Consider the following 26,222-nt stretch of genomic DNA (forward strand, 5'->3'; position numbering starts at 1 on the left):
TCGCCAACGGCGAAACCGTAGCGCCATGACGGAGTGATGGCAGAGAACAAAGCACCCGCCGCAGGCGGAAAAGAGAGCGATGACGGCGTCATCAAAAAGAAAAGTGCGGTCGCACTCGCCAACCGCACTTTGCCAATTATCGCCGCACTTAACCGCGGCTGAGATAATCCCCCACACAAACCCATTTATAGGTCGTCAACGCCTCCAGCCCCATCGGGCCGCGAGCGTGGAGTTTTTGCGTACTCACCGCCACCTCAGCACCCAAGCCAAACTGCCCGCCGTCAGTAAAACGCGTACTGGCGTTGACATACACCGTCGCCGAATCCACTTGCCGGACAAACTGCGTCATCAACTGTGGCGACTGGGTCAAAATCGCGTCCGAATGCGCGCTGCCGTATTCGCGAATGTGGCCAATCGCCTGCGCGATGTCATCGACAATCACCACATTCATATCGTTGCACAACGCCTCACGCCGCAGTTGCTCGTCGCTTACGCTGCTTACGCTCGCACCGCACTTTTGCAAAATCGCCAGCGCGTCAGCGTCGGCGTAAAAATGCACATTTTTGCCCGCCAGTTCGGCCACCACTTGCGGGATAAACTCGCTCGCGATGCTGCGCTGTACCAGCAACGTTTCCAGCGCGTTGCAGGCACTTGGGCGCTGGGTTTTGGCGTTGTTAATGAGTGCTAACGCGCGGGCTTGATCCGCACTTTCTTCCACAAAAATATGACAAATGCCGATGCCGCCGACAATCACCGGGATCGTGCCCTGCTCTTTGCACAATTGGTGCAAGCCTGCCCCGCCGCGTGGGATGATCATGTCCACATAGCGGTCGAGTTTTAACAGTTCTAAAACCAACGTGCGGTCGGGGTCTAAAATCGCCTGCACCGCATCGTGCGGCAAGCCCGCGCGGGAAAGTGCGGTTTGCACCACCTCCAGCAAGGCGGCGTTGGTGTTGCGTGTTTCTTTGCCGCCGCGCAAAATCACCGCGTTGCCCGTTTTCAAACACAGCGACGCCACATCAATGGTCACATTCGGCCGCGCTTCATAAATGGTCGCCACCACACCCAGCGGCACCCGCACGCGGGAAATCGCCAAGCCGCTGTCAAGCTGCCCGCCGTCAATCACCTGCCCGACTGGGTCAGCAAGCGTAATCACATGGCGCACGTCGTTGGCAATGCCGCGCAGCCGCTCAGGGGTGAGCAACAAGCGGTCGATCAACGCCTCACTCAAGCCTTGTGCGTGCGCGCGCTCAATGTCTTGCGCGTTGGCGGCTAGAATGTGCTCGGCGTTGGCTTCAAGCTCATCGGCAATCACGCCCAAGGCGCGGTTTTTCGCGCTGGTGCTCAGTTGCGCCAGCTCAAATGCGGCCGCTTTGGCGCGTTTTCCCATCTCAATTAGTTGCATAGTTTATCCTTAATCTAAAACCACCATATCATCACGATGAATCGCCACATGACCGTATTCATAGCCCAAAAGTGCGGTGATGTCGTTGGATTTGTGCCCTTTAATCACGTTGAGTGCATCGCTGTTGTAGCACGCCATGCCAATGGCGATGTTTTTGCCCGCGGCCGTACACACCTGCACCGCTTCACCACGGGCAAAGCGCCCCTCAACCGCCACGATGCCAGCCGGCAGCAGCGAGCTGTGCTCGTGCAAAATCGCCTGTGCGGCGCCGTCGTCCACCGTCACGCGGCCAGCTTTGGGCGCAGCAAACAGCCACTGCTTGCGTCGCTGCAAGGTATGGCTGGTGGCAACAAATTTGGTGCCGATCGCATCCCCCTTGGCCAGCGCAACGATCACATCCGCCTGCCCGCCGGGCGCGATGATCGTTTCAATGCCAAAGCGGGTGGCAATGTCGGCCGCGGTGATTTTGGTGCTCATGCCGCCCGTGCCAAGGCCCGAAACACTGCCGCCGGCAATGGCGCGGGTGTGCTCGGTGATTTTGTCCACCACGGGGATCAATTTTGCCTCAGGATTGGCGCGCGGGTCGCTGTCAAACAGCCCTTGCTGATCGGTGAGCAGATAGAGCTGATCGGCATTGGCGAGAATCGCCACCAGCGCGGAGAGATTGTCGTTGTCGCCGACTTTGATTTCAGCGGTGGCGACGGCGTCGTTTTCATTAATAATCGGGATAATGTCGTTATCGAGCAGCGCATTGAGGGTGTCGCGCGCGTTCAAAAAAACGCTCGCGATCTTCCAAATCGGCGCGGGTGAGCAGCATCTGCCCGATAAAAATATCATAAATATCAAACAATTGCTCCCAGGCTTGAATCAGCTGGCTTTGGCCGACGGCGGCGAGCATCTGCTTGGAGGCAATGGTCGGGGGCAGTTGTGGCCGGCAGAGATAATCGCGCCCTGCCGCCACCGCGCCGGAGGTGACAATCACCACCCGCAGCCCCATGCGTTTGAGCTCGGCGCATTGGCGCACAATGTTGAGCATTTGCACGCGGTTGAGCTTCGGCGAGCCTTGGGTGAGCACGCTGGTGCCAAATTTCAACACCACCGTTTTGCCGGTGGCGCTATCGGATGTGTGCACTTTTTGCATAATTTTTAGTCTTAAATAATGAAAAAAATTTCCTGTTACGTTACCATTATTCCAGCTAAAAATCATTCACAAAATCGTTGTCTAGGACTTATCCATGGAGCTTAAAAAACTCTCTCATAGTGAGCAGCAAGAAATCACGCGCTTGTGTGTGCACACCGCACTTTTGCTGTTGCAACACGGCGCCGAGAGCACGCTGGTCAGCCAAGTGGCCGAGCGCCTTGGCAAGGCACTGGGCGTGGAAAGCGTGGAGATTGCGCTCACCGCCAATGCCGTGGTGCTCACCACCCGCCACGATGGCAACTGCATCACCACCACGCGGCGCAATCAAGACCGCGGGATTAATATGCACGTGGTAACCGAGGTGCAGCACATTGTGATTGCCGCCGAGCACCACATTTACGACACCGACACCGTGCACAAAAAGCTCTACGCCATCCGCCCGTATAAATACAACCGCTATTTGGTGGTGCTGATGGTCGGGCTGTCGTGCGCCAGTTTTGCGCGCCTTTCAGGAGGTGACGCCAACATTTGCGCCATCACCTTTTTGGCCTCATGCGTGGCGATGTATGTCCGCCAAGCGCTGGCGATGCGCCACTACAACCCAACCATTGTGTTTGCCACCACCGCGTTTGTGGCCACTTGCATTTCCAGCGTGTCGCTGCGCTTTGGCATTGGCAACGACCCACAAGTGGCGATCGCCTCGAGCGTGTTGCTGTTGGTGCCAGGGTTTCCGTATATCAATTCGTTGTCGGATATTTTAAAAGGCTTCACCAACATGGGTATTGGCCGCTGGGCGCTGGCCACGGTGCTGACCTTTGGTGCGTGCATCGGCATTGTGTTTGCCTTGAGTTTGCTTAACATTCATCAGTGGGGTGGCTAATGGACTTGATTTTAACCTTGCTCGACGATATGTTCTTCGCCGCCATCCCGGCGGTGGGCTTTGCGTTGCTGTTTAACGTGCCGCCGAATGCATTGAAATACTGCGCGCTGCTCGGCGCCCTTGGCCACGCGTTTCGCAAATTGTTGCTGCTGACCATCGACATGCCGATGGTGTTTGCCACCTTTTTTGCCGCCAGCCTGATTGGCTTTATCGGCGTGTATCTCTCCCAGCGTTACCTCGCCCACCCGAAAGTGTTCACGGTGGCGGCGATTATCCCGATGATCCCAGGGGTTTATGCCTACAAAGCGATGATCGCCGTTGTGCAGATTCACCATTTCGGCTATGCTGATGCGCTCTTTCAACAAGCGGTCGACAACTTTGTCAAATCGGGCTTTATCATTGGTGCGCTGGCCTTTGGGTTGGCGCTGCCGGGGTTGTTATTCTTCCGTCAACGCCCTGTGGTGTAAGGAGCAGGCATGCAAATCAGTTTAATTGTGGCGATGAGCCAAAACCGCGTGATCGGCAAAGACAACGCCATGCCGTGGCACCTGCCGCGGGATTTGGCGTGGTTTAAGCAAAACACCCTCAACAAGCCGGTTATCATGGGGCGCAAAACTTTTGAGTCGATTGGCAAAGCGCTGCCCAATCGCCACAATATTGTGCTCTCACGCACCCCGTTTGAGGCGGAAAACGTCACCTGGGCGGAGAATTTAGACAACGCCTTGAGCTTGTGTGCACAGGCCAGTGAGGTGATGATCATCGGCGGCGGGCAGCTTTTTGCCCAAGCGCTGCCGCTGGCGAGTGCACTTTATTTAACCGAAATTCAAGCCACCCTTGAAGGCGACACCTTCTTCCCTGACATCGAGCCGGCGCGCTGGAAGCGGGTGTTTGAGCAATGGGCCGAAAAAGACGAGAAAAACGCCTACGACTGCCGCTTTTGCATTTATCAACGCATCGCTGATATCAAAGCCTAGTGCTGTAAAAAACGAAAGTGCGGTGCGGGTAATCGACTTGCGATAGATCAAAATTTTCGCAACTATTTTGACGCAAGATTTTGCTGAAATATCAAGTCGTTACACGCCGATTTTACTTAAAGGCGGGCAAATCGGCGCGCGCTCTACATCTTTTGAGTTAGCCCGCCGCGCACCTTGCATTAGCACAGCGAGAAAAGGCTGTGCTAAAATCCTCACTCAACTAATCACGTAAGGTGCCCTATGTTTGCCCAACATCAACTCACATTGCATCAACTTGCCTGCCAGCGCGGTGACAACACGCTGTTCGCAGGCTTGTCGTATGCCTTGCAAAGTGGGCAAATGCTGCAACTTGAAGGGCACAACGGCATTGGCAAAACCAGCTTGCTGCGCATTATCGCCGGGCTCTCTCGCCCGCGTGAAGGCGAGGTGCGCTTTGACGGCACACCCATTACCCAGCAGCGCGAGCACTACCACAGCCAGTTGCTTTTTCTTGGCCACCAAAGCGGGCTCAAGCCACAGTTGAGTGCGCTGGAGAATTTGCGCTTTTATCAACGCATCAGCGCCTGTGAGCAAGGTGAAAGTGCGGTGCTCGACGCGCTCTATCGCATGGGTTTGATGGGGCTGGAAGACACCGCCTTGGGTCAGCTTTCTGCCGGGCAACAAAAGCGTGTGGCGCTCGCGCGGTTGCACCTCACCCACGCACCTATTTGGCTGCTTGATGAGCCGTTCACCGCCATCGACAAGCAAGGTCAAGCCACGCTGACCGCACTTTTTGAGCGCCACTGCACGCAAGGCGGCATGGTGATTTTAACCAGTCACCAACGCGTTGAAAGCGAGATGCTCGCGCGCGTAGACCTCAACGCCTTCAAAGGCGAGGAGGAATGATGATTTTCGCGACCATTTTAAAACGCGAGCTGCATCTGGCGTGGCTGAGCAAATCGGCGCTGCTCAACCCGCTGTGGTTTTTCCTGCTGGTGATCACGCTCTTCCCGCTTGTTATTGGGCCGGAGCCGGTGCTGTTGGCGCGCATTGCACCGGGTGTGGTGTGGGTCGCCACGCTATTTTCTGCGCTATTGGCCTTTGAGCGGCTGTTTGCCGATGATTTCCGCGATGGCTCGCTCGAGCAAATCGCACTGCTGAGCGCGCCGCTGCCGTGGCTGATGCTCGCGAAAATGCTCGCGCATTGGCTGGTGACCGCACTGCCGCTGATTGTGCTCTCACCCCTGGCTGCGCTGCTGTTAAATTTAGACGCACCGCTGTGGTGGGCGCTGGTGCTCACCTTGTTGCTGGGCACGCCAACGCTGAGCGCGATTGGCGCGATTGGCGTGGCGCTGACCGTGGGCCTGCGCCGTGGTGGCGTGCTGCTCAGTGTGCTGGTGATTCCGCTTATCATCCCTGTGCTGATCTTTTCCGCCGCCGCGCTGGATGCGGCGCAATTGCAGCTCGACTACCGCCCACAGCTGGCGATTTTGGGTGCGATCGCAGCACTGAGCGTCACGCTGGCGCCGTTTGCTATCGCTGGTGCTATCAAAATACATTTAGATTAAGGACAACACCCCATGTGGAAATGGCTTCACCCTTATGCAAAACCACAAACGCAATACCACTTGTGCGGCAAACTGATGCCCTTTTTCGGCCTGAGCGCTCTTTGCTTGCTCGCCGTAGGCCTGATTTGGGGCTTGGCGTTTGCGCCGGCGGATTATCAGCAAGGCAATGGCTTTCGCATGATTTATGTCCATGTGCCCAGCGCAATTTGGTCGATGGGCATTTATGCCGCGATGGCAACGGCGGCCGCCGTGGGGTTGATTTGGCAAATTCGCCAGGCCTATTTGGCGATGATCGCCATGGCACCGATTGGCGCGACCATCACCTTTATCGCGCTTGCCACCGGCGCCATTTGGGGCAAGCCGATGTGGGGCACTTGGTGGGTGTGGGACGCACGGCTCACCTCGGAGCTGATTTTGTTCTTTTTATACATCGGCATCATCGCCCTTTACAGCGCCTTTGACGACAGCCGCCGCGGTGGCAAAGTCGCCGCCGTGCTCTCGGTGGTGGGCGTGGTCAATTTGCCGATCATTCACTTTTCCGTCCAGTGGTGGAACACCTTGCACCAAGGCGCCACCATCACCAAATTTGCCAAGCCGTCGATGGCCAGCGCCATGTTGTATCCGCTCATTTTGGCGATTTTCGGCTTTTTATGCTTAACCGTGTGGCTCAGCCTTATGCGCTATCGCAACGCATTATTGCGTGAAGAGTTTAAACGCCCGTGGGTGAAGGCACTTGCAGGGGGTGGGGTATGACACCGTTTTTTGACAGTTTTGCCGAGTTTATCCACATGGGTGGCTACGGTTTTTATGTGTGGCTGTGCTACGGCCTGACCGCACTTTGCATTTTCGGCTTAATTGGGGTGAGCGTGCGTGAGCGCAAACGGCTGTTGCGCGAGATTGCCCGCTACCACCAACGCCAAGCGCAACAAGCGCAATATAAAAGGAGTGAGCATGAATCCAAGACGTAAATCGCGCTTAAAAGTGGTTGTGTTTGTGCTGCTGGGCTTGAGCATCGCCGTGGGCTTGATGCTGTTTGCTCTGCGCTCAAATATTGACTTGTTCTACACCCCCTCTGAGGTGATTTATGGCAAGGACAACAAGCCTGATGCCAAGCCGCACCCCGGCCAACGCCTGCGCGTGGGCGGCATGGTGGTGGAGGGCTCGGTCAAACGCGATCCCAACAGCTTGAAAGTGCGGTTTGACCTCAACGACATAGGCCCTGCCATCACGGTGGAATACGAGGGCATTTTGCCCGATTTGTTCCGCGAGGGGCAAGGCATTGTGGCGCAAGGCGTGCTAATCGATGAAACCACGCTCAAAGCCAGTGAAGTGCTCGCCAAGCATGATGAAAACTACGTGCCGCCTGAGCTTGAAACGCAAATGCAAAAAGTTCACCAACCGATGGGCGTGAGCGGTGAGGATCTCAAAGGCGAATCAGCACGCGACGCGCAAGCGATCGAGAAATTCAATCAGCATTTGAAACAAACCATCGATGCCAGTGAGGGCGGAAATGATCGCCGAATTTGGAAACTACGCGCTCGCGCTCGCCCTTGCCCTGGCGGTGATGCAAGCGCTGCTGCCTGCCCTTGGCAGCCGCTGGCACAACCGCACTTTGATGCTACTCGCCCGCCCGCTGAGTATTAGCTTGTTTGTCACGCTCACGGTGGCGTTTGTCAGCCTTAGCTACCTTTTTGCTGTGAATGATTTCAGCGTGCAGTATGTGGTGAACAATTCCAACACCCAGCTGCCGCTGTATTATCGCCTCTCCGCGGTGTGGGGCTCCCATGAGGGCTCGCTGCTGCTGTGGATTTGGCTGCTCTCGCTGTGGGGCGCGGCGGTGGCGCTGTGGAGCAAAAGCCTGCCGCTGGAGGCCATCTCGCGCGTGGTGGCGGTGATGGGGTTGATCAGCATCGGCTTTTTGATTTTTATCATTTTCACCTCCAACCCGTTTGACCGCACTTTTCCTGACTTCCCCGTTGATGGGCGCGAGCTCAACCCGCTGCTGCAAGATGTGGGGCTGATTTTCCACCCGCCGCTGCTTTACATGGGCTATGTCGGCTTTTCGGTCGCCTTTGCCTTTGCCATCGCCGCGCTTATTGGCGGGCAGCTCGACACCGCGTGGGCGCGCTGGTCCCGCCCATGGACGCTGGCGGCGTGGGTGTTTTTGACCCTCGGGATTGTGCTCGGCTCATGGTGGGCCTATTACGAGCTCGGCTGGGGCGGCTGGTGGTTTTGGGACCCAGTTGAAAACGCCTCACTGATGCCGTGGCTGGCGGGCACTGCGCTGATTCACAGCCTGTCGGTGACAGAAAAACGCGGCAGTTTCAAAGCCTGGACAGTGCTGCTGGCGATTCTTGCCTTTTCGCTGTGTTTGCTTGGCACCTTTTTGGTGCGCTCGGGCATTTTGGTGTCTGTTCACGCCTTTGCCTCCGACCCAACGCGCGGGATGTTTATCCTCGCCTATTTGGTGCTGGTGATCGGCGGCTCGCTCACGCTGTATGCCTTCAAAGGCAGCCAAATTCGCTCACTCAATCACTATGAGCGCTACTCACGCGAAAACCTGCTGCTGCTCAACAATGTGATTTTGATGACCGCACTTTCGGTGGTATTGATCGGCACCCTGCTGCCGCTACTGCACAAGCAGCTGGGCTTGGGATCAATTTCCGTCGGCGCGCCGTTTTTCAACCAAATGTTCCTGATTTTGATGGTGCCTTTTGCCTTTATCCTCGGCATCGGCCCGCTGGTCAAATGGCGCCGCGATCAACTCAGCGCCATTCGCACGCCGGTTATCATCAGCCTCATCGCCATGACCGCACTTGGCGTGATTTTGCCTTACACTTTATTTGACCGCCTTACCACCACGGCGGTGCTTGGCACCATGATGGCGGCGATTATCGTGCTCCTAAGCCTCTATGAGCTGCACCTGCGCGCCACCCACCGCCATGGCTTTTTTAAAGGCTTGCTCAAGCTCTCGCGCTCGCATTATGGCATGGTGAGTGCCCACTTAGGTGTGGCGATGACGGTGTTTGGCATTGCCTTTAGCCAAAATTTCAGCGTTGAGCGCGACGTGCGTATGCAACCAGGCGACAGCGTTGAGATTGCCGGCTACACCTTCACCTTTGACGGTGTCAAACCACAAGACGGGCCGAATTATCAAGGCGCCAGCGCCGAGATTTCGGTCAACAAAAATGGCCGCGCGCAAGCCCACCTGCAGGCAGAAAAACGCTTTTATACCGTCAGTAAAATGAGCATGACGGAGGCGGCGATCGACTGGGGCTTTAGCCGCGATCTCTATGTTGCCCTCGGCGAGCGGTTGGAGGGGGATGCCTGGGCGCTGCGGCTGTATTTCAAGCCGTTTGTGCGCTGGATTTGGTTTGGCGGACTGTTTATGGCGCTCGGTGGGCTATTGTGCATCAGCGATCGCCGCTACCGCTTGCAACGCTTGGTGAAAAAAGCCAATAAAGAGGCGCTATGAACAAAAAGTTATTTTTACCGCTGATTGCGTTTTTAATCTTGGTTGCGCTGTTTGGCTGGCAGCTGTTGCGCAACGCCCACGGCGACGACCCGAAAGCGCTGGAATCTGCCCTGGTGGGCAAATCGCTACCGCACTTTGATCTGCCGGCGCTAGACGCGCGCGCTGGGCGGATAAATGAGCATAGCATTGTCGGCAATCGGCCCATTTTGCTCAACGTGTGGGCCACCTGGTGCCCAACGTGTTATGCCGAGCACAGCTATTTGAACACGCTGAAAAGTGCGGTTACGCTGGTAGGCGTTAATTATAAAGACAACCGAGAGGCCGCGCTGCGCTGGCTGGAGAAGTTAGGCAACCCATATCAGCACGTGATTTTTGATGAAAAAGGCGCGCTGGGGTTTGATTTAGGCGTGTATGGTGCGCCCGAGACGTTCATCATTGATTGCGCAGGCATCATCCGCTACCGCTTTGCCGGCGCGGTGGATGAGGCCGTGTGGCGCCAAACCCTCAAGCCGATTTATGACCGCTACGCCAAGGAGAACACATGTCAAAAATAATCGCCGCGGCGTTGCTGCTGTTTGCCGTGCAGGCCAATGGCGCGATTGACGCCTTGCAGTTTTCCTCCCCTGCGCAGGAGGAGGCCTATCACCAATTGACCGAGCAGTTGCGCTGCCCGCAGTGCCAAAACAACTCGATTGCGGATTCCAACGCCACCATCGCCAACGACATGCGCGCAAAGGTGTTTGAGCTGTTAGAACAAGGCAAAAGCAAGCAAGAGATTGTCGATTACATGGTTGCGCGTTATGGCCATTTTGTCACCTACGACCCGCCGCTGACGTTCTCCACCGTGCTGTTGTGGCTGCTGCCAGTGGTGCTGTTGCTCATCGGCCTTGGGCTTTTTTTCAAGCGCCGGCCACACAGTGACGAGCGCTCACTTGACCGCCAGCGCCTGGATGCGCTGCTGCGCAACGATGAGGAGCAGCAATAATGGCACTGTGGCTTGCGATTTTGATTTTTACTGTGCTGGTGGCGCTGATGGCGTTTTATCCGTTGTTAATGCGCTCGGGCAACCGCACTTTCACCCGCCAGCAAGCGCTCAACCGTGCGTTTTATTACCACAGCTTGCAAGAGGCGCAACAGCAGCAAGACGAAGGCGTGCTTGACGATGCCGCGCAAGCCGAGCATGAGCTGCAACAACGGCTATTAAGCGACATTCCTGACACGCAAAGTGCGGTCACGCCACAGCGCATTGCCCGTGGCGGCGTGTGGTTTGCCTCCGCCACCTTGGCGCTGGTGGTTATCGCCCTGGGGGCTTATTTTTCCGTCGGTTCATGGCATGCGCAGCAGCAATTAGACCACGCCCAAGCGCAGCTGCCCGCACTTTATCAACGCTTAGAGGAAGAACAACAAAAGCCGCTCACCATGGAGGAGCTGCAACAGCTCACCATCGGCTTGCGCACCCAATTGCAGCACAACCCAAATGACGCCAAAGGTTGGTGGCTGCTGGGCCAAATCGGCATGAACACCAATAACGGCCAGCTGGCGATGGAAAGCTACAAACGCGCCTACCAGCTTGCGCCGGATGATCTCAATTATCAAGTTAGCTACGCGCGCGTGTTGTTATTCTCACAAGATGAGCGCGACAACGTGCAAGGCGAGCTGCTGTTGCGCCAAGTGATTAAGCGCGATCACACCAACACGCAAGCGCTCAGCCTGCTGGCGTTTAATGCCTATGAAAAAGAAAATTACACCATGGCATTAACGGCGTGGAAAATGATGTTAAAATTACTCCCCGCCAGCGACAGCCGCATTGCGCTGATTGAGCGCAGCATCACGCAAGCGCAAGCTGAGCTGGAAAAACAACGCGCCCAGCCTAACAAGGAGAAGCCGCATGACTAAACAACTGAAAATTGGCCTGGTGTCGGTCTCTGATCGCGCCAGCCAAGGGGTCTATCAAGACCAGGGCCTGCCAGAGCTTGAACGCTGGTTGCGCAGCGCTATCGTTGGCGAATTTGCCGTTGAAAGCCGCCTGATTCCAGACGAGCAGCCGTTAATTGAGCAAACTTTAATCGAGTTAGTCGACACTCACCACTGCGATTTGGTCCTCACCACCGGCGGCACGGGGCCGGCCAAGCGCGATGTCACCCCCGATGCCACACTGGCGGTGGCCGATCGCGACATGCCAGGCTTTGGCGAGCAGATGCGTCAGGTGAGTTTGCACTTTGTGCCGACCGCACTTTTATCTCGCCAAGTGGGCGTGATCCGCGGTGAAAGCTTGATTTTGAATTTGCCCGGCCAGCCAAAGGCGATTAAAGAAACCCTTGAAGGCGTGAAAGACGCCGAGGGCAACACCGTGGTGCGCGGCATTTTCAGCGCGGTGCCCTACTGCTTGCAGCTGCTCAGCGGCATTTATGTTGAAACCCATGACACGGTGGTCAGCGCCTTCCGCCCAAAATCGGCGCGGCGTTAAGGAGCCAAGATGAAAAAAATTGAAGCAATTATCAAACCATTTAAACTCGATGACGTGCGCGAGGCGCTCTCTGATGTTGGCATCACGGGCATGACGGTCTCCGAGGTCAAAGGCTTTGGCCGGCAAAAAGGCCACACCGAGATGTACCGCGGCGCGGAGTATATGGTGGACTTTCTGCCCAAAGTGAAACTCGATATCGTGGTGCTCGACGAAGACGTTGAGCGCGCGATTGAGGCGATTATTGACAGCGCGCAAACAGGCAAAATTGGCGACGGCAAAATCTTTGTTTATGACGTCGAGCGCGTGATCCGCATTCGCACAAGCGAAGAAAACGAAGAGGCGCTGTAACCGCACTTTGTGTATTTTACATTAGCGATGCGGCAGTTTTTTACCACAATGGGGGCAATAGCCAAGCTCAGCGGCGTGCTGAGCTTCACTCTCCCCTTTTTGAATGCGCTTTTCGGTGATCACTTGCTGCAAAATCTCGTGCGCCACATCGCGCGACAGCCCTAAACTGCGGCGCAGCCGTCGGATTTTGCGCTCATCAAGCGACAGCGTATTTTCATCCATCAATGCTTGGCGAAATTTTTGCTCCATCCGCTGACGGCGTTGGTTCAACTCACTGGCAAAGCCTGAGGCTAAAATACCTGCTGGCAGCGCCGCCACGCCAATGCCCAGCACGGTGATGATCGCCCCTAAGATTTTGCCCAGCGGCGTGATGGGCGTGACATCACCATAGCCCACCGTGGTGAGCGTGACCACCGCCCACCACATCGATTTCGGGATCGATCCGAACACCTGCGGCTGCACATTGTGCTCCACCACATAAATGGCGCTGGCGGAGATGATGATCAAAATCAGCAAAATCATCAACACCGCTTGAAACGAGCGCTTCTCCCGCGCGATGACTTTCAGCATCAGCTGCATCGCGGTGAAATAACGCGCCAGTTTTAAAATCCGAATCAAGCGGAAAATCCGCAACAGGCGCAAATCAAACGGGATGAAATAGTGCAAAATCGACGGCAAAATCGCCAGCAAGTCGATCACCGCACTTGGCGTGATGAGCCATTTTAGGCGCATTTTCCACGCGCTTTGGGTTTTATTTTTCTCAGGAATCACCCAAATCCGCGCGAGATATTCCAACGCAAACAAGCTGACGGAGAGTACTTCAAACTGGTAGAAAAGAGAATAAAACTGCAGGTAAATGTCGCGATCGGACTCTAAAATCACGGCAAACACGTTTAAAATGATCAAAAACACAATCAGTGAATTGACCACCACGCGCCAAACCCCACCTTTGTGGGCACTTTCTAAGATGTAATAAAGATTGCGTCGAATGGAACTGAACATAACCGGCCTCTTGCGGCTATTTTAGTCAAAATGCGCACGCTGTGCGAGCGGGGCTTAAGCAAAATGTGACCTTGGGCTAAAAAGGCAATAAAAACCCGCACATGGCGGGTTTTTGGCGTCGCTTTATCAGCCCATGCCGTATTTTTTCAATTTTTTGCGCAATGTGCCGCGGTTGATGCCGAGCATGTTCGCCGCACGGGTTTGGTTGCCGCGAGTGTATTGCATCACCATGTCTAACATTGGATGCTCAACTTCGCACAACACCAATTCATAAAGATCATTGACATCTTGGCCGTTGAGTTGCGCCAAATAGTTTTTCAATGCTTGTTTGACAGAATCTCTTAGTGGTTTATTTGTAAGTTGAGATTGTGCATTCAATGTCGAAACGGTTAATGCTTCTGATGAATTACTACGTTGTTCTAACATATTCAATTTATTCCATTTAACGATAAAAACTTCTCAATTTGCTAAAATTGAGTCAAAAAACGCGCTTAACGCCGCAAGTTGCTCATCAGGGTCGCTGATGGCATTGAATTGGCGCTTAAACGTCATGTCAGGCTTAATGTTGTCCAAATACCAGCCCAAATGCTTGCGCGCTACTCTAAAACCTTTCTGCGCTCCATAAAATTGATGAAGCGCATGGATATGCTCAAGAGCAACTTGGCATTTTTCTGCCAATTCAGGCTCGCCTGAGGCGGTGCCTGTTTGCAAAAATTTGCCCACTTGGTCAAACAGCCATGGCCGCCCAAGTGCCGCTCGGCCAATCATCACCGCATCTGCTTCGGTGTAATCCAACACCCATTTGGCCTTTTCAGGCGAGGTGATGTCACCGTTGGCAATCACCGGGATTCTCACCGCGCGCTTCACCGCTCGAATATGCTCGTATTCGGCTTCACCGTCATACATACAACTGCGCGTGCGCCCATGAATGGTCACCGCACAAATGCCGGCTTGCTCTGCAATACGGGCAATCTCAAGGCAGTTTCGATGCGCTTTATCCCAGCCGGTTCGCATTTTTAAGGTGACAGGCACGTCCACTGCATCCACCACCGCGTGCAAAATCGCCTCCACCAGCTTGGGGCTTTGCATTAATGCTGAGCCCGCTTGCTTGCGGTTGACCTTTTTTGCCGGGCAACCCATATTGATGTCGATAATCTCCGCGCCCAGTGCCACGTTTTCACGCGCGGCCTGCGCCATCTCTTGCGCCTCGCTGCCTGCAATTTGCACCGCTTGAATGCCAATTTCAGGGTGGTGCGCCACGCGCAAGCGTGATTTTTCGGTATGCCAAACATCGCGATTGGCCGACATCATTTCAGAATAGGTCAAACCCGCGCCATAGCGCGCGCATAACCGCCTGAAAGGGAGATCAGTGACCCCTGCCATTGGCGCGAGAAATACGCGATTTAGTAATTGAAATTTTCCAATGCGCATCTCGCCCCACTTAAACAACGCAACTGCGTTAAACCGAACAAGGGCGCTATAATACGCACTTTTTTAACGATAGGGAAGACTATTTTTTAAACAAATGCTTTTTTTTTGATCCACGTCCAATTTTTGGCTCTTTTTTCGCCAAACACAACCGCACTTTTACCTCTTTTGGGGTGGATTTTGCCAGGTTAATCGCTTCAGCAAGGTGAGACGCTGCTCAAAACTTCATCGTTATGGCCTAAAATTCACAAAGCCACACACCGCACTTTGCCCGCGCGTGATGTTCGAAAAGCAAAGTGCGGTTGGCGCTATCTCCACCAAAATGTTACGCGCGCGTGCCCACCACGCGACACCACTCACCACGAGTTTTGACCTCATCAATGCGCACATAGTCTTGATAAATTGCGGCAATCTCATCGGCTTGGGTGTCTAAAATGCCAGACAAACACAGCCGCCCGTATGGTGCAAGGCGCTCGCTTGCAATCTCGCTGACAAGCTGACGCAGTGGTTCGGCCAAAATATTGGCCACCACCACCTCGGCTTGTAGGCCAGCTGGCACCTCATTGGCGTGATACAGCGAAAGGCGCTCCGCCACGCTGTTATTGTGCGCATTTTGCGCACTGGCTTGCAGCGCTTGCGGGTCGATGTCGATTCCAATCGCCGCCTTCGCGCCCAGTTTGAGCGCCGCAATGGCTAAAATGCCCGAGCCGCAACCAAAATCGATCACCGTTTTGCCTGCCAAATCCAGCCCATCAAGCCACTCAAGGCAAAGTGCGGTTGTCGGGTGGGTGCCGGTGCCAAAGGCCAGGCCTGGGTCAAGCATCACGTTGACCGCACTTTCATCGGGCACGGGCAGCCAGCTTGGGCAAATCCACAGCCGTTTGCCAAATGAAATTGGCTTGAAATCTTTCATCCACTCGCGCACCCAATCTTTGTCTTCAATCAGCTCCACTTTGTATTGTGAGTGCGCATCCAGCGCCCCTTGCGCGAGCAAATCGGCGACAATCGCTTGCATGCGGGTTTCGGCGTCAAAAAGCCCGATCACCACCGTGTTGCCCCACAAGCGCGTTTCGCCTGGCAGTGGCTCAAAAATCGGGCAGTCTTCGCTGTCCATAAAGGTCACCGACACCGCACCTTGCGCCAATAACGCATCTTCAAGCGCTTCGGCTTCGTCTTTGGTGCTTTCAATTCGAATTTGTACCCAAGGCATAATCACTCCTGTGTGTTGGCCATCTGTTTCTTCTCACCCACTTTATTCGCAATCAAGAAGGCAAGCAAGCCCAAAATTAACGACGGCACAATCGCGTGGAAGTGGAATAATTTCACCCCCGCGGCGGTCAAGCCGATGTAGCAAATCATGCCCGTGAGCATGGAGGCTATCGCGCCATAGGCGTTGGCCTTTTCCCAATAAAGCCCTAACACAATCACCCATAAAAAGGCCGCCTCAAGCCCACCAAAGGCAAAAATATTGAGCCAAATGAGCATATCAGGCGGGTTCAGCGCCGCAAAAATCAACAAAATGCTGATCAGCAACGTGATCACGCTAGAAATGCGCGACAAACGGCGCTGATTATTCGCCGCTTGTGGCTTGAGTGCAAGGTAGATGTCTTTGACAAACACCGACGAGGATTGAATCAACTGGGAGTCAATGGTGGACATAATCGAGGCCATCGGCGTGGCCAAAAAGATGCCTGCCACAATCGGTGGCAGCACTTGCACCATCAAGGTTGGGATGACTTGATCGGGAATCGCAAGATCGGGAATTAACGCCCGGCCCAACGCGCCAGAGAGGTGCATACCGAGCATGATAATGCCGAGCACCACGGTGCCAATCAGCATGCCGCTGTGCAGTGCCTTGCTGTCTTTATACGCCATGGTGCGGATCACGGTGTGCGGCAAGCCCACCACGCCGAAGCACACCAGCACCCAAAACGAGGCCATAAATTCAAAGCCGAGCATATCATTCGGCCCGTAAGGCGTGACCAAGGCCGGGTCAATGCTGTGCAGTGTCGCCATCGCCCGCTCAATGCCGCCGGTGGCATAAATCACGCCGGAGAGCAAAATCAAGGTGCCCAAAATCATCACCGCCCCTTGCAAGGTGTCGGTCAACACCACCGCTCGAAACCCGCCGATAAAGGTGTAGAGCGCCACAGTGACGGCAAAAATCAGCAACGATAAACGGTAGTTGATGCCAAGCGTGGTTTCTAACAGCCGCGCGCCCCCGACAAATTGGGCGATCATCGCAACAAAAAATGCCAACAGCAATGCCACACACGAGATCCACACCAAAGTGCGGTTTTTATAGCGATAGAGCAATAAATCGTTGATGGTTAAGGCATCGACTTTGCGCGATAAAATCGCCATTTTTTTACCCAATACGCCCAGCGCCAACCACACGGCCGGCAGCTGGATCATCGCCAGCAAAATCCAGCCCAAACCAAATTTATACGCCGCCCCTGGCCCACCAACAAAGCTGCTGGCACTGGCATAGGTCGCCGCCGTAGTCATCGCGAGCACAAAGCCTGTCATCGAGCGGTTGCCAACGTAATATTCGGTCAAATAATCGCCTCGGCTGCGGCGGGTGTAGGCATAAATCGCCGCACCAAATACAAACAGGAGGTAAATCACCAGCGGGATAATCATGCCTAGATTAGTCATCGTGAACGTCCTTTTCCAACGAGATATCTTGATAGACAATTTTGATCAGCCAATAAGCCACGACGATAAACACCACGGGCAGGTAAAGGCAGGCGAGTTCAAACCAAAGAGGGAAGTTGAGCGGGCCTTTGGTGTCCGGTGGCAGGTAGGCGCAGCAAATCCAGCCAATGAGGTAGGCGATGGTGACGATTAAAGCCCACCGCGCCTCTCGCGTGGCTTGATGAAGTCGATGCGAGCCGTGCATGATGCTCTCCTTTGTTAGGTTGTCAAACGGCGTTGATTATACAGGAGTTTTTGGAGATAAAAAGGAGATTTTGTACGCGAGTACTTGATGCGCATGGTCATGACTGCGTATCGCTATCGCGATTCCACCCGCCGCAGGCGGAAATAAGAGAGATGACGGAGTGATAAAAACCCAAAGTGCGGTCAGCAGACATAAAAAAACCTAGGCGAACCTAGGTTTTTTCACTCAACGCATCAAGCCTGATTAAAATCACTTGTCATATTCAGCATCTCGGCCAAATTGGCTGACGCCTCATCGGCATCCACCTTATGCTCAAGGTCCTCATCCACCGCCAACTCTGCGGCCAGCTTACCATCGTGACGATTTTGATGATAAACATAACCCGTACCGGCTGGAATCAAACGGCCGACGATCACGTTCTCTTTCAAGCCACGCAACTCATCGCGTTTGCCCGCCACCGCCGCTTCGGTGAGCACACGGGTGGTTTCTTGGAACGACGCGGCTGAGATAAACGACTCGGTCGCCAATGACGCTTTGGTGATACCGAGCAACTCGCGCTCGTATTCCACCAACGGCTTGCCTTGTGCTTCACGCTCGCGGTTGACGATTTTCACGCGCGCCACTTCCACTTGCTCCCCTTCGAGGAACTCACTGTCGTGGGCGTTGGTGATGATCGCCTTGCGCAGCATTTGACGCACGATAACCTCAATGTGTTTATCGTTGATCTTAACCCCTTGCAGGCGATAAACCTCTTGCACCTCGTTGACGATGTACTCAGTCACGGCGTGAACACCACGCAAGCGCAAGATATCGTGCGGCGTTTCCGCCCCTTCAGAGATGATGTCGCCGCGCTCGACTTGCTCGCCTTCAAACACGTTGAGCTGACGCCATTTTGGAATCATCTCTTCATACACATCGCCACCGTCAGTTGGGGTGATGAGCAAGCGGCGTTTGCCTTTGGTTTCTTTACCAAACGACACGGTACCGGAGATTTCCGCCATGATGGCAGGCTCTTTTGGTTTGCGCGCTTCGAACAAGTCGGCTACGCGTGGCAAACCACCGGTGATATCTTTGGTTCCTGCAGATTCTTGCGGGATACGCGCCAGAGGGTCACCAATGTGGATTTCCGCACCGTCGTCGAGGGTCACAATCGCTTTACCAGGCAGGAAGTATTGCGCTGGCACGTCGGTGCCGCTTAATACCACTGGGTTGCCTTTGGCATCAACTACGCGCAACGCTGGGCGCATGTCTTTACCTGCGGTGGCACGCTCACCCACGTCTTGCACCACAACGGATGACAGGCCTGTGAGCTCGTCGGTTTGGCGAGTGACAGTCACGCCATCCACGATGTCAGCAAACTCGAGTTTACCTTCCACCTCGGCGATGATTGGCATGGTGTGTGGGTCCCAGTTGGCGATGATTTCGCCAGCTTTGACTTCGTCACCGTTTTGTTTGCTCAGGCTGGCACCATAAGGGACTTTGTAGCTCTCTTTGGTGCGGCCAAATTCGTCTAATACGGTCAACTCGGTGTTACGCGAGGTGATGACAAATTTGCCGTCTTTGTTGGTGACAAATTTGGCGTTCGCCAAGCGCACGCTACCGTTGTTTTTCACTTGAATGCTCGACTCGGCCGCCGCACGCGATGCCGCACCACCGATGTGGAACGTACGCATGGTCAACTGTGTACCTGGTTCACCGATGGATTGCGCCGCGATAACCCCGACGGCTTCACCTTTGTTGATGATGTGCCCGCGAGCCAGGTCACGGCCGTAACATTTGGCACACACGCCAAAGTCAGTGTCACAGGTTACCACTGACCGCACTTTGATGCTGTCAACGGATTCACGGTCGATGATGTCGCACCATTTTTCGTCGATCAAGGTGTTGCGTGGAATCAGCACTTCGTCGGTGCCTGGTTTCACCACATCTTCGGCTACCACACGGCCGAGCACACGGTCGCGCAATGGCTCTTTCACATCGCCACCCTCGATTAACGGGGTCATCACGATGCCGCGGTCAGTGCCACAGTCATCTTCGACGATCACCAAGTCTTGCGCCACGTCAACCAAACGACGAGTCAAGTAACCAGAGTTCGCGGTTTTCAGTGCGGTATCCGCCAACCCTTTACGCGCCCCGTGGGTAGAGATAAAGTATTGTAATACGTTCAACCCTTCACGGAAGTTCGCGGTGATTGGTGTTTCGATGATCGAGCCGTCTGGACGCGCCATCAAACCACGCATACCGGCAAGCTGACGAATCTGTGCGGCACTACCCCGCGCCCCAGAGTCCGCCATCATAAAGATGCTGTTGAATGAGGCTTGTTTTTCCATCTCGCCGTCGCGGTTTTCCACTTCTTCGGTGGAGAGGTTTTCCATCATCGCTTTGGCCACGCGTTCGTTCGCACTGGCCCAAATGTCGATCACTTTGTTGTAGCGCTCACCCGCGGTGACAAGACCGGATTGGAACTGCTCTTGAATTTCTTTCACCGCTTCTTCGGCTTCGTTGATGATCTTGTCTTTCGCCTCTGGGATAACCATGTCATCAATGCCGACAGACGCACCACTGCGCGCCGCGAAGGCAAAACCAGTGTACATGATTTGGTCGGCGAAGATTACGCTCGACTTCATGCCCAAGATACGGTAACAGGCGTTAATTAATTTGGAGATCGCTTTTTTGCCTAAGGTTTGGTTGAACAAACTAAACGGCATGCCTTTTGGCGCAATCATCCACAAAATCGCACGGCCCACGGTGGTATCGGTCAACGTGGTTTTTGCTTCCCACTCGCCGGCTTCGTTTTTCACGTGTTCGGTGATCCGCACTTTAACGCGGGCGTGCAGTTCAGCATCCCCTGTGCGGTAGGCTTTTTCGGCCTCGCGTGGGTCTTGCAGCAACATGCCTTCGCCTTTGGCGTTGACTTTTTCGCGGGTCATGTAATACAAGCCCAACACCACGTCTTGTGATGGCACGATGATTGGGTCACCGTTGGCTGGCGATAAAATGTTGTTGGTGGACATCATCAACGCGCGCGCTTCTAATTGCGCTTCGAGCGTTAATGGCACGTGCACCGCCATTTGGTCACCGTCGAAGTCGGCGTTGAACGCCGCACACACGAGCGGGTGCAACTGAATGGCTTTACCTTCAATCAATAATGGCTCAAACGCTTGGATACCCAAACGGTGCAAGGTTGGTGCACGGTTGAGCAAAATTGGGTGCTCGCGGATAACATCGGCTAAGATATCCCACACAATGGCGTCTTCACGCTCCACCATTTTTTTGGCGGCTTTGATAGTTGACGCATGGCCTTGGCTTTGCAGTTTGGCATAGATAAATGGGCGGAAGAGTTCCAGCGCCATTTTTTTCGGCAAACCACATTGGTGCAAGTGCAGGTATGGCCCCACGGTGATAACCGAACGGCCGGAGTAGTCCACACGTTTACCGAGCAAATTTTGACGGAAACGGCCTTGTTTCCCTTTGATCATATCTGCTAGCGATTTCAACGCACGTTTGTTGGAGCCGGTGATGGCGCGGCCACGGCGGCCGTTGTCGAGCAAGGCATCCACAGATTCTTGCAGCATGCGTTTTTCGTTGCGCACGATGATATCTGGCGCAACTAAATCGAGCAGGCGTTTTAAACGGTTGTTACGGTTGATCACACGGCGGTATAAGTCGTTGAGATCAGAAGTCGCAAAGCGGCCACCGTCGAGTGGTACTAATGGGCGCAAATCTGGCGGCAACACAGGCAGCACAGTGAGCACCATCCACTCTGGGTTGTTGCCCGATTGCACAAAGGCTTCGAGCAATTTCAAGCGTTTGGTGATTTTTTTGCGTTTGGTTTCAGAGCTGGTTTCTTGCAGCTCTTCACGCAAGGTTTCAATCTCGTGGTTGAGATCCATCTCTTTTAACAGGTGCTGAATCGCCTCGGCACCCATTTTGGCTTCAAATTCGTCTGCCCAGCGGTCTTCCGCTTCAATAAATTGCTCTTCGGTCAACAATTGGCCGCGTTGCAATTCGGTCATGCCAGGCTCGGTGACGATGTAGCTTTCAAAATAGAGCACGCGCTCAATGTCACGCAGTGGCATGTCAAGCAACAAGCCAATGCGCGATGGCAGTGATTTCAAAAACCAAATGTGCGCCACCGGTGAGGCCAGCTCAATGTGGCCCATGCGCTCACGGCGAACTTTGGTTTGGGTAACTTCCACACCGCACTTTTCACAAATCACGCCGCGGTGTTTCAAACGTTTGTATTTTCCGCAAAGACATTCATAGTCTTTCACTGGCCCAAAGATACGCGCACAGAAAAGCCCGTCACGTTCAGGCTTGAAAGTGCGGTAGTTGATGGTTTCGGGTTTCTTAACCTCACCGTATGACCATGAGCGGATCATATCAGGGGAGGCTAAGCCAATTTTAATCACATCAAAATCATCACTGGATTTTGTTTGCGCTTTTAAAAACTTTACTAAGTCTTTCACAGATTTGCTCCTGTCGGAGTTAAACTTGATTCAAGTGCGGCGAACCGCACTTGCACTTTTTATCAATTACTGATCGTCTTCCAACTCGATGTTGATACCCAAAGAACGGATTTCTTTGGTCAACACGTTGAAGGATTCTGGCATGCCTGGCTCCATTTGGTGCGCGCCGTCCACAATGTTTTTATACATTTTGGTCCGTCCGTTCACGTCATCGGATTTCACGGTCAGCATCTCTTGCAAGGTGTATGCCGCACCGTAGGCTTCCAGCGCCCACACTTCCATCTCACCGAAGCGTTGACCACCAAATTGCGCTTTACCACCCAACGGTTGTTGAGTTACTAGACTATAAGAGCCAGTTGAACGCGCGTGCATTTTGTCGTCAACCAAGTGGTTGAGTTTGAGCATATACATGTAACCCACAGTTACTGGGCGCTCAAATTTTTCCCCTGTGCGACCGTCAAAGAGGGTGATTTGCCCTGAGGTTGGCAAGCCTGCCAAATCCAAGAGGCCTTTGATCTCTTCTTCGTGGGCACCGTCAAACACTGGGGTGGCCAGTGGCATACCTTTGCGCAGGTTTTCTGCCAAGCGCAACACTTCTTCGTCAGTGAAGGTATCCAAATCCACCTGTTTCGGCGCGCCGCCTAAGTCATAGGCGCGTTGGATATATTCACGCAATTTCGCCACACTTTGTTGCTGCTTGATCATCGCATTGATTTTGTCACCAATGCCTTTGGCCGCCAAGCCTAAGTGCGTTTCGAGGATCTGACCGATGTTCATCCGTGACGGAACCCCTAGCGGGTTGAGCACGATGTCCACCGGTTGGCCATTTTCGTCATACGGCATATCTTCAATTGGGTTGATTTTAGAGATAACCCCTTTGTTACCGTGACGACCCGCCATTTTATCCCCTGGCTGGATTTGACGTTTCACCGCCAAGTAAACTTTCACAATCTTCAACACGCCTGGCGCCAAATCGTCGCCTTGGGTGATTTTGTTGCGTTTGATTTCCAGCTTGCGTTCAAATTCGCTGCGCAGCTCTTCGTGCTGCTCGGCGAGTTGCTCAAGCAAGTTTTGTTGGTTTTCATCCGCCAGTGATTGCTCAAGCCATTTTTCACGGCTGAGTTTGTCGAGTTTTTTCGCGTCAATACCGTTTTGCTCAAGCAAGGCACGCACGCGGGCAAACAAGCCAGCTTCCAAGATTTCCAACTCTTCGCCAAGGTCTTTTTTGGCTTGTTTGAGTTGCATATCTTCAATTTCAATCGCGCGTTTGTCTTTTTCAACACCGTCGCGGGTGAACACTTGTACGTCAATAACCGTACCTGACACGCTGTTTGGCACGCGCAATGAAGAGTCTTTCACATCGGAGGCTTTTTCACCAAAGATGGCGCGCAGCAATTTTTCTTCAGGGGTTAATTGGGTTTCCCCTTTTGGTGTGACTTTACCCACCAAAATATCGCCGCCTTTCACTTCCGCACCGATGTAAACAATACCCGATTCATCAAGCTTGCTCAGCGCCGCTTCACCGACGTTTGGAATATCCGCGGTGATTTCTTCAGCACCCAATTTAGTGTCACGCGCAACGGCGGTGAGCTCTTGGATGTGAATGGTGGTGAAGCGATCTTCTTGCACCACGCGCTCGGAGACTAACATGGAGTCTTCAAAGTTGTAACCATTCCAAGGCATGAACGCCACGCGCATGTTTTGGCCAAGGGCGAGTTCACCAAGGTCAGTTGATGGGCCATCGGCCAGCACTTCACCACGCTCAATTGGCTCACCCAATGCCACACATGGCACTTGGTTGATACACGTGTTTTGGTTTGAACGGGTGTATTTAGTCAAGTTGTAAATATCAATGCCCGCTTCGCCAGAAACGGTTTCGTCTTCGTTGACTTTCACCACAATGCGTGAGGCATCAATGTATTGCACATGGCCGCCACGTTTGGCCACCACGGTAACACCGGAGTCCACCGCTACGGCTTTTTCAATGCCGGTGCCGACTAATGGTTTGTCAGAGCGCAAGGTTGGCACCGCTTGGCGTTGCATGTTCGCACCCATCAAGGCACGGTTCGCATCGTCGTGTTCCAAGAACGGAATCAGCGCCGCCGCCACAGACACCACTTGTTGGGTGGAAACGTCCATGTAGTCAATTTGCTCTGGTTTGTACAAGCCAGATTCACCGTGCTCACCACGGCAGGTGACAAATTCGTCGGTGAAACGGAAATCGTCGTCGAGGTTAGAGTTTGCCTGCGCGATCACATATTTGCCTTCTTCAATCGCCGACAAATATTCAATTTCTTCGGTCACTTGGCCGTCAACCACTTTGCGGTATGGCGTTTCCAAGAAGCCGTAATCGTTGGTGCGTGCATAAACAGACAACGAGTTGATCAAACCGATGTTCGGGCCTTCAGGGGTTTCGATTGGGCACACGCGGCCGTAGTGAGTGGCGTGTACGTCACGCACTTCAAAGCCGGCGCGTTCACGGGTCAAACCACCTGGGCCTAAGGCTGAGATACGACGTTTGTGAGTGACCTCAGACAACGGGTTGTTTTGGTCCATAAATTGTGACAATTGAGATGAACCAAAGAACTCTTTCACCGCGGCAGAAATTGGTTTGGCGTTGATCAAATCTTGCGGAGTCACGCCATCAAGGTCGCCCATTGACAAACGCTCACGCACGGCACGCTCAACACGCACCAAGCCAATGCGGAATTGGTTTTCCGCCATTTCACCCACGCTGCGGATACGACGGTTGCCAAGGTGGTCGATATCGTCCACTTCGCCACGGCCGTTGCGGATTTCGATGAGCTTTTTCATCACCTTCACGATGTCGTCTTTGCTCAAAATGCCGCTGCCTTCGCCTTCAGGAATGTTCAAAGAGCGGTTGAACTTCATGCGGCCTACCGCAGAGAGATCGTAACGCTCGTTTGAGAAGAACAGGTTTTCAAACAACGCTTCGGCGGCTTCTTTTGTTGGTGGCTCGCCTGGGCGCATCATGCGGTAGATTTCAACCAACGCAGATAAGCGATCGCTTGACGGGTCAACGCGCAAGGTTTCTGAAATATAAGCGCCGTGGTCAAGGTCGTTGGTAAACAGCACGTCAAACTCTTTGTAGCCGGCTTGGCTGAGTTTGGCGAGCATTTCTAATGTCATTTCATCATTGGCGGCACAAATCAGCTCACCGCTGTCGAGGTCAACATAATCTTTGGCGACAATTTTGCCTACGATATATTCTGTCGGCACAACCACTTCGCTGATTTTATCTTTTTCTAATTGGCGAATATGACGGGCTGTGATACGACGGCCGCGCTCAACATAGACTTTGCCATCGGCTTCAATATCAAAACTGGCGGTTTCACCACGCAGGCGTTCTGGCACCAATTCCATCAACAATTGATTGTCGCGAATGGTGTAGCGCACTTTGTCAAAGAACAGTGACAAAATGTCTTCAGTGCTGTAGTCCAACGCACGCAAAATGATGGTGGCTGGCAATTTACGGCGGCGGTCGATACGCGCAAACAGGTTATCTTTCGGGTCAAATTCAAAATCCAACCATGAACCACGGTATGGGATAATGCGTGCGTTATATAGCACTTTACCTGATGAGTGTGTTTTGCCTTTGTCGCTGTCGAAAAATACGCCTGGGCTACGGTGCAATTGTGAAACGATAACACGCTCTGTGCCGTTGATGACAAAGGTACCGTTGTCGGTCATCAGTGGGATTTCACCCATATAGACGTCATTTTCTTTAATGTCTTTCACCGTACCCGGTGCGCCGTCACGATCATAGCTGACAAGGCGCAGTTTCACACGCAGTGGCGCTGAAAACGTTGTACCACGGATTTGACACTCACGCACGTCAAAAACAGGCTCGCCTAATTGGTAGCTGACATATTGCAATTCAGTGCTGCCATTGTTGCTCACAATTGGGAACACGCTACGAAATGCCGCTTCAAGGCCTTGCTGACCTTCTGGATCCTGCTCGATAAATTTATCAAAAGAATCGATTTGAATGGTTAATAAATAAGGTACATTTAAAACTTGTTGGCGTTTGCCAAAGCTTTTACGAATACGTTTCTTTTCGGTATAGGAGTAAACCATAGGGTTCCTCTGCTTGCTGATCGGTGACCCAAAATTCGCGCACACTTGCGATCAAGTTAACAAGGTGGCAATACATTCGATACCGT

General features: G+C 53.6%; 23 protein-coding genes and 2 pseudogenes. 15 read left to right on the forward strand and 10 right to left on the reverse strand.

From position 1 onward, the window contains the following. Nucleotides 1–36 precede the first annotated feature (36 nt). Nucleotides 37–162 (forward strand): hypothetical protein, encoded by a 126-nt coding sequence (locus tag HPC37_RS11040; protein WP_282435380.1) that lies wholly within the window; start codon nucleotides 37–39, stop codon nucleotides 160–162. On the opposite strand, the gene proA is transcribed toward HPC37_RS11040, so the two are convergent. Together proA and proB are read right to left on the reverse strand one after the other, a co-directional pair. Further along, entirely contained in the window at nucleotides 149–1,405 is a 1,257-nt protein-coding gene (gene proA / locus HPC37_RS00005; RefSeq protein WP_208121215.1) for a glutamate-5-semialdehyde dehydrogenase, read from the reverse strand. The genes HPC37_RS11040 and proA overlap by 14 nt on opposite strands. A 9-nt stretch (nucleotides 1,406–1,414) precedes the next feature. Further along, nucleotides 1,415–2,546, reverse strand: a pseudogene (proB, locus tag HPC37_RS00010) (glutamate 5-kinase). A 94-nt stretch (nucleotides 2,547–2,640) separates the two neighbouring features. Between proB and HPC37_RS00015 the strand changes: the two are divergent. The 14 genes and pseudogenes from HPC37_RS00015 (at nucleotide 2,641) to HPC37_RS00080 (ending at nucleotide 12,237) form a co-directional block, all read left to right on the forward strand. Next, on the forward strand, nucleotides 2,641–3,426 hold the full coding sequence (locus tag HPC37_RS00015) for a threonine/serine exporter family protein (RefSeq protein WP_208121216.1): 786 nt from the start codon (nucleotides 2,641–2,643) through the stop codon (nucleotides 3,424–3,426). Beyond that, on the forward strand, nucleotides 3,426–3,893 hold the full coding sequence (locus HPC37_RS00020; protein WP_208121217.1) for a threonine/serine exporter family protein: 468 nt from the start codon (nucleotides 3,426–3,428) through the stop codon (nucleotides 3,891–3,893). The genes HPC37_RS00015 and HPC37_RS00020 overlap by 1 nt, the downstream gene beginning before the upstream one ends. Nucleotides 3,894–3,902: 9 nt before the next feature. Beyond that, nucleotides 3,903–4,400: a type 3 dihydrofolate reductase gene (folA, locus tag HPC37_RS00025; RefSeq protein ID WP_208121218.1), complete on the forward strand. Its 498-nt coding sequence runs from the start codon at nucleotides 3,903–3,905 to the stop codon at nucleotides 4,398–4,400. A 240-nt stretch (nucleotides 4,401–4,640) separates the two neighbouring features. Beyond that, on the forward strand, nucleotides 4,641–5,285 hold the full coding sequence (gene ccmA, locus HPC37_RS00030) for a cytochrome c biogenesis heme-transporting ATPase CcmA (protein ID WP_208121219.1): 645 nt from the start codon (nucleotides 4,641–4,643) through the stop codon (nucleotides 5,283–5,285). Further along, nucleotides 5,285–5,947 (forward strand): heme exporter protein CcmB, encoded by a 663-nt coding sequence (gene ccmB, locus HPC37_RS00035; RefSeq protein WP_208121356.1) that lies wholly within the window; start codon nucleotides 5,285–5,287, stop codon nucleotides 5,945–5,947. The genes ccmA and ccmB overlap by 1 nt, the downstream gene beginning before the upstream one ends. Nucleotides 5,948–5,959: 12 nt before the next feature. Beyond that, nucleotides 5,960–6,700, forward strand: coding sequence for a heme ABC transporter permease (locus HPC37_RS00040; RefSeq protein WP_208121220.1), 741 nt, complete (start codon nucleotides 5,960–5,962; stop codon nucleotides 6,698–6,700). Then, entirely contained in the window at nucleotides 6,697–6,915 is a 219-nt protein-coding gene (gene ccmD / locus HPC37_RS00045; protein ID WP_208121221.1) for a heme exporter protein CcmD, read from the forward strand. The genes HPC37_RS00040 and ccmD overlap by 4 nt, the downstream gene beginning before the upstream one ends. Beyond that, a pseudogene (ccmE, locus tag HPC37_RS00050) lies at nucleotides 6,899–7,399 on the forward strand (cytochrome c maturation protein CcmE); the annotation flags it as partial. The gene ccmD and the pseudogene ccmE, both read left to right, overlap by 17 nt. Nucleotides 7,400–7,457: 58 nt before the next feature. Beyond that, nucleotides 7,458–9,422 (forward strand): heme lyase CcmF/NrfE family subunit, encoded by a 1,965-nt coding sequence (locus HPC37_RS00055; RefSeq protein ID WP_208121222.1) that lies wholly within the window; start codon nucleotides 7,458–7,460, stop codon nucleotides 9,420–9,422. Further along, on the forward strand, nucleotides 9,419–9,976 hold the full coding sequence (locus HPC37_RS00060) for a DsbE family thiol:disulfide interchange protein (RefSeq protein WP_208121223.1): 558 nt from the start codon (nucleotides 9,419–9,421) through the stop codon (nucleotides 9,974–9,976). The genes HPC37_RS00055 and HPC37_RS00060 overlap by 4 nt, the downstream gene beginning before the upstream one ends. Then, on the forward strand, nucleotides 9,964–10,407 hold the full coding sequence (locus tag HPC37_RS00065) for a cytochrome c-type biogenesis protein (RefSeq protein ID WP_208121224.1): 444 nt from the start codon (nucleotides 9,964–9,966) through the stop codon (nucleotides 10,405–10,407). Before HPC37_RS00060 ends, HPC37_RS00065 begins: the two co-directional genes overlap by 13 nt. Beyond that, a complete protein-coding gene (gene ccmI / locus HPC37_RS00070; RefSeq protein WP_208121225.1) occupies nucleotides 10,407–11,318 on the forward strand; it encodes a c-type cytochrome biogenesis protein CcmI in 912 nt (303 codons plus the stop codon). The genes HPC37_RS00065 and ccmI overlap by 1 nt, the downstream gene beginning before the upstream one ends. After that, complete coding sequence (gene mog, locus HPC37_RS00075; RefSeq protein ID WP_208121226.1) at nucleotides 11,311–11,889, forward strand: molybdopterin adenylyltransferase; 579 nt, start codon at nucleotides 11,311–11,313, stop codon at nucleotides 11,887–11,889. The genes ccmI and mog overlap by 8 nt, the downstream gene beginning before the upstream one ends. Before the next feature lie 9 nt (nucleotides 11,890–11,898). Continuing rightward, complete coding sequence (locus tag HPC37_RS00080; RefSeq protein ID WP_208121227.1) at nucleotides 11,899–12,237, forward strand: P-II family nitrogen regulator; 339 nt, start codon at nucleotides 11,899–11,901, stop codon at nucleotides 12,235–12,237. Nucleotides 12,238–12,258: 21 nt separating this feature from the next. On the opposite strand, the gene HPC37_RS00085 is transcribed toward HPC37_RS00080, so the two are convergent. From HPC37_RS00085 to rpoB, 8 genes are all read right to left on the reverse strand, one after another. After that, on the reverse strand, nucleotides 12,259–13,239 hold the full coding sequence (locus HPC37_RS00085) for an ion transporter (protein WP_208121228.1): 981 nt from the start codon (nucleotides 13,237–13,239) through the stop codon (nucleotides 12,259–12,261). Between the two features lie 126 nt (nucleotides 13,240–13,365). Continuing rightward, complete coding sequence (gene fis / locus HPC37_RS00090; protein WP_208121229.1) at nucleotides 13,366–13,665, reverse strand: DNA-binding transcriptional regulator Fis; 300 nt, start codon at nucleotides 13,663–13,665, stop codon at nucleotides 13,366–13,368. 33 nt (nucleotides 13,666–13,698) lie between these two features. Then, nucleotides 13,699–14,670, reverse strand: a complete 972-nt coding sequence (dusB, locus tag HPC37_RS00095) for a tRNA dihydrouridine synthase DusB (RefSeq protein WP_208121230.1) — start codon at nucleotides 14,668–14,670, stop codon at nucleotides 13,699–13,701. A 322-nt stretch (nucleotides 14,671–14,992) separates the two neighbouring features. Then, nucleotides 14,993–15,877, reverse strand: coding sequence for a 50S ribosomal protein L11 methyltransferase (gene prmA, locus HPC37_RS00100; RefSeq protein ID WP_208121231.1), 885 nt, complete (start codon nucleotides 15,875–15,877; stop codon nucleotides 14,993–14,995). A gap of 2 nt (nucleotides 15,878–15,879) precedes the next feature. Continuing rightward, nucleotides 15,880–17,325, reverse strand: a complete 1,446-nt coding sequence (gene panF / locus HPC37_RS00105; RefSeq protein ID WP_208121232.1) for a sodium/pantothenate symporter — start codon at nucleotides 17,323–17,325, stop codon at nucleotides 15,880–15,882. Beyond that, complete coding sequence (locus HPC37_RS00110) at nucleotides 17,318–17,569, reverse strand: YhdT family protein (protein WP_208121233.1); 252 nt, start codon at nucleotides 17,567–17,569, stop codon at nucleotides 17,318–17,320. The genes panF and HPC37_RS00110 overlap by 8 nt, the downstream gene beginning before the upstream one ends. A 233-nt stretch (nucleotides 17,570–17,802) precedes the next feature. After that, on the reverse strand, nucleotides 17,803–22,038 hold the full coding sequence (rpoC, locus tag HPC37_RS00115) for a DNA-directed RNA polymerase subunit beta' (RefSeq protein ID WP_208121234.1): 4,236 nt from the start codon (nucleotides 22,036–22,038) through the stop codon (nucleotides 17,803–17,805). 66 nt (nucleotides 22,039–22,104) lie between these two features. After that, complete coding sequence (gene rpoB / locus HPC37_RS00120) at nucleotides 22,105–26,136, reverse strand: DNA-directed RNA polymerase subunit beta (RefSeq protein ID WP_208121235.1); 4,032 nt, start codon at nucleotides 26,134–26,136, stop codon at nucleotides 22,105–22,107. Nucleotides 26,137–26,222 lie beyond the last annotated feature (86 nt).

The organism is Spirabiliibacterium mucosae (assembly GCF_014884965.1).
Lineage (GTDB): Bacteria > Pseudomonadota > Gammaproteobacteria > Enterobacterales > Pasteurellaceae > Spirabiliibacterium > Spirabiliibacterium mucosae.

What these genes read in the sequence shown, in the direction of transcription:
- HPC37_RS11040 (WP_282435380.1), top strand. Translation starts at nt 37, where the DNA reads ATGGCAGAGAACAAAGCACCCGCCGCAGGCGGAAAAGAGAGCGATGAC.
- proA (WP_208121215.1), bottom strand. Translation starts at nt 1,405, where the DNA reads ATGCAACTAATTGAGATGGGAAAACGCGCCAAAGCGGCCGCATTTGAG.
- HPC37_RS00015 (WP_208121216.1), top strand. Translation starts at nt 2,641, where the DNA reads ATGGAGCTTAAAAAACTCTCTCATAGTGAGCAGCAAGAAATCACGCGC.
- HPC37_RS00020 (WP_208121217.1), top strand. Translation starts at nt 3,426, where the DNA reads ATGGACTTGATTTTAACCTTGCTCGACGATATGTTCTTCGCCGCCATC.
- folA (WP_208121218.1), top strand. Translation starts at nt 3,903, where the DNA reads ATGCAAATCAGTTTAATTGTGGCGATGAGCCAAAACCGCGTGATCGGC.
- ccmA (WP_208121219.1), top strand. Translation starts at nt 4,641, where the DNA reads ATGTTTGCCCAACATCAACTCACATTGCATCAACTTGCCTGCCAGCGC.
- ccmB (WP_208121356.1), top strand. Translation starts at nt 5,285, where the DNA reads ATGATTTTCGCGACCATTTTAAAACGCGAGCTGCATCTGGCGTGGCTG.
- HPC37_RS00040 (WP_208121220.1), top strand. Translation starts at nt 5,960, where the DNA reads ATGTGGAAATGGCTTCACCCTTATGCAAAACCACAAACGCAATACCAC.
- ccmD (WP_208121221.1), top strand. Translation starts at nt 6,697, where the DNA reads ATGACACCGTTTTTTGACAGTTTTGCCGAGTTTATCCACATGGGTGGC.
- HPC37_RS00055 (WP_208121222.1), top strand. Translation starts at nt 7,458, where the DNA reads ATGATCGCCGAATTTGGAAACTACGCGCTCGCGCTCGCCCTTGCCCTG.
- HPC37_RS00060 (WP_208121223.1), top strand. Translation starts at nt 9,419, where the DNA reads ATGAACAAAAAGTTATTTTTACCGCTGATTGCGTTTTTAATCTTGGTT.
- HPC37_RS00065 (WP_208121224.1), top strand. Translation starts at nt 9,964, where the DNA reads ATGTCAAAAATAATCGCCGCGGCGTTGCTGCTGTTTGCCGTGCAGGCC.
- ccmI (WP_208121225.1), top strand. Translation starts at nt 10,407, where the DNA reads ATGGCACTGTGGCTTGCGATTTTGATTTTTACTGTGCTGGTGGCGCTG.
- mog (WP_208121226.1), top strand. Translation starts at nt 11,311, where the DNA reads ATGACTAAACAACTGAAAATTGGCCTGGTGTCGGTCTCTGATCGCGCC.
- HPC37_RS00080 (WP_208121227.1), top strand. Translation starts at nt 11,899, where the DNA reads ATGAAAAAAATTGAAGCAATTATCAAACCATTTAAACTCGATGACGTG.
- HPC37_RS00085 (WP_208121228.1), bottom strand. Translation starts at nt 13,239, where the DNA reads ATGTTCAGTTCCATTCGACGCAATCTTTATTACATCTTAGAAAGTGCC.
- fis (WP_208121229.1), bottom strand. Translation starts at nt 13,665, where the DNA reads ATGTTAGAACAACGTAGTAATTCATCAGAAGCATTAACCGTTTCGACA.
- dusB (WP_208121230.1), bottom strand. Translation starts at nt 14,670, where the DNA reads ATGCGCATTGGAAAATTTCAATTACTAAATCGCGTATTTCTCGCGCCA.
- prmA (WP_208121231.1), bottom strand. Translation starts at nt 15,877, where the DNA reads ATGCCTTGGGTACAAATTCGAATTGAAAGCACCAAAGACGAAGCCGAA.
- panF (WP_208121232.1), bottom strand. Translation starts at nt 17,325, where the DNA reads ATGACTAATCTAGGCATGATTATCCCGCTGGTGATTTACCTCCTGTTT.
- HPC37_RS00110 (WP_208121233.1), bottom strand. Translation starts at nt 17,569, where the DNA reads ATGCACGGCTCGCATCGACTTCATCAAGCCACGCGAGAGGCGCGGTGG.
- rpoB (WP_208121235.1), bottom strand. Translation starts at nt 26,136, where the DNA reads ATGGTTTACTCCTATACCGAAAAGAAACGTATTCGTAAAAGCTTTGGC.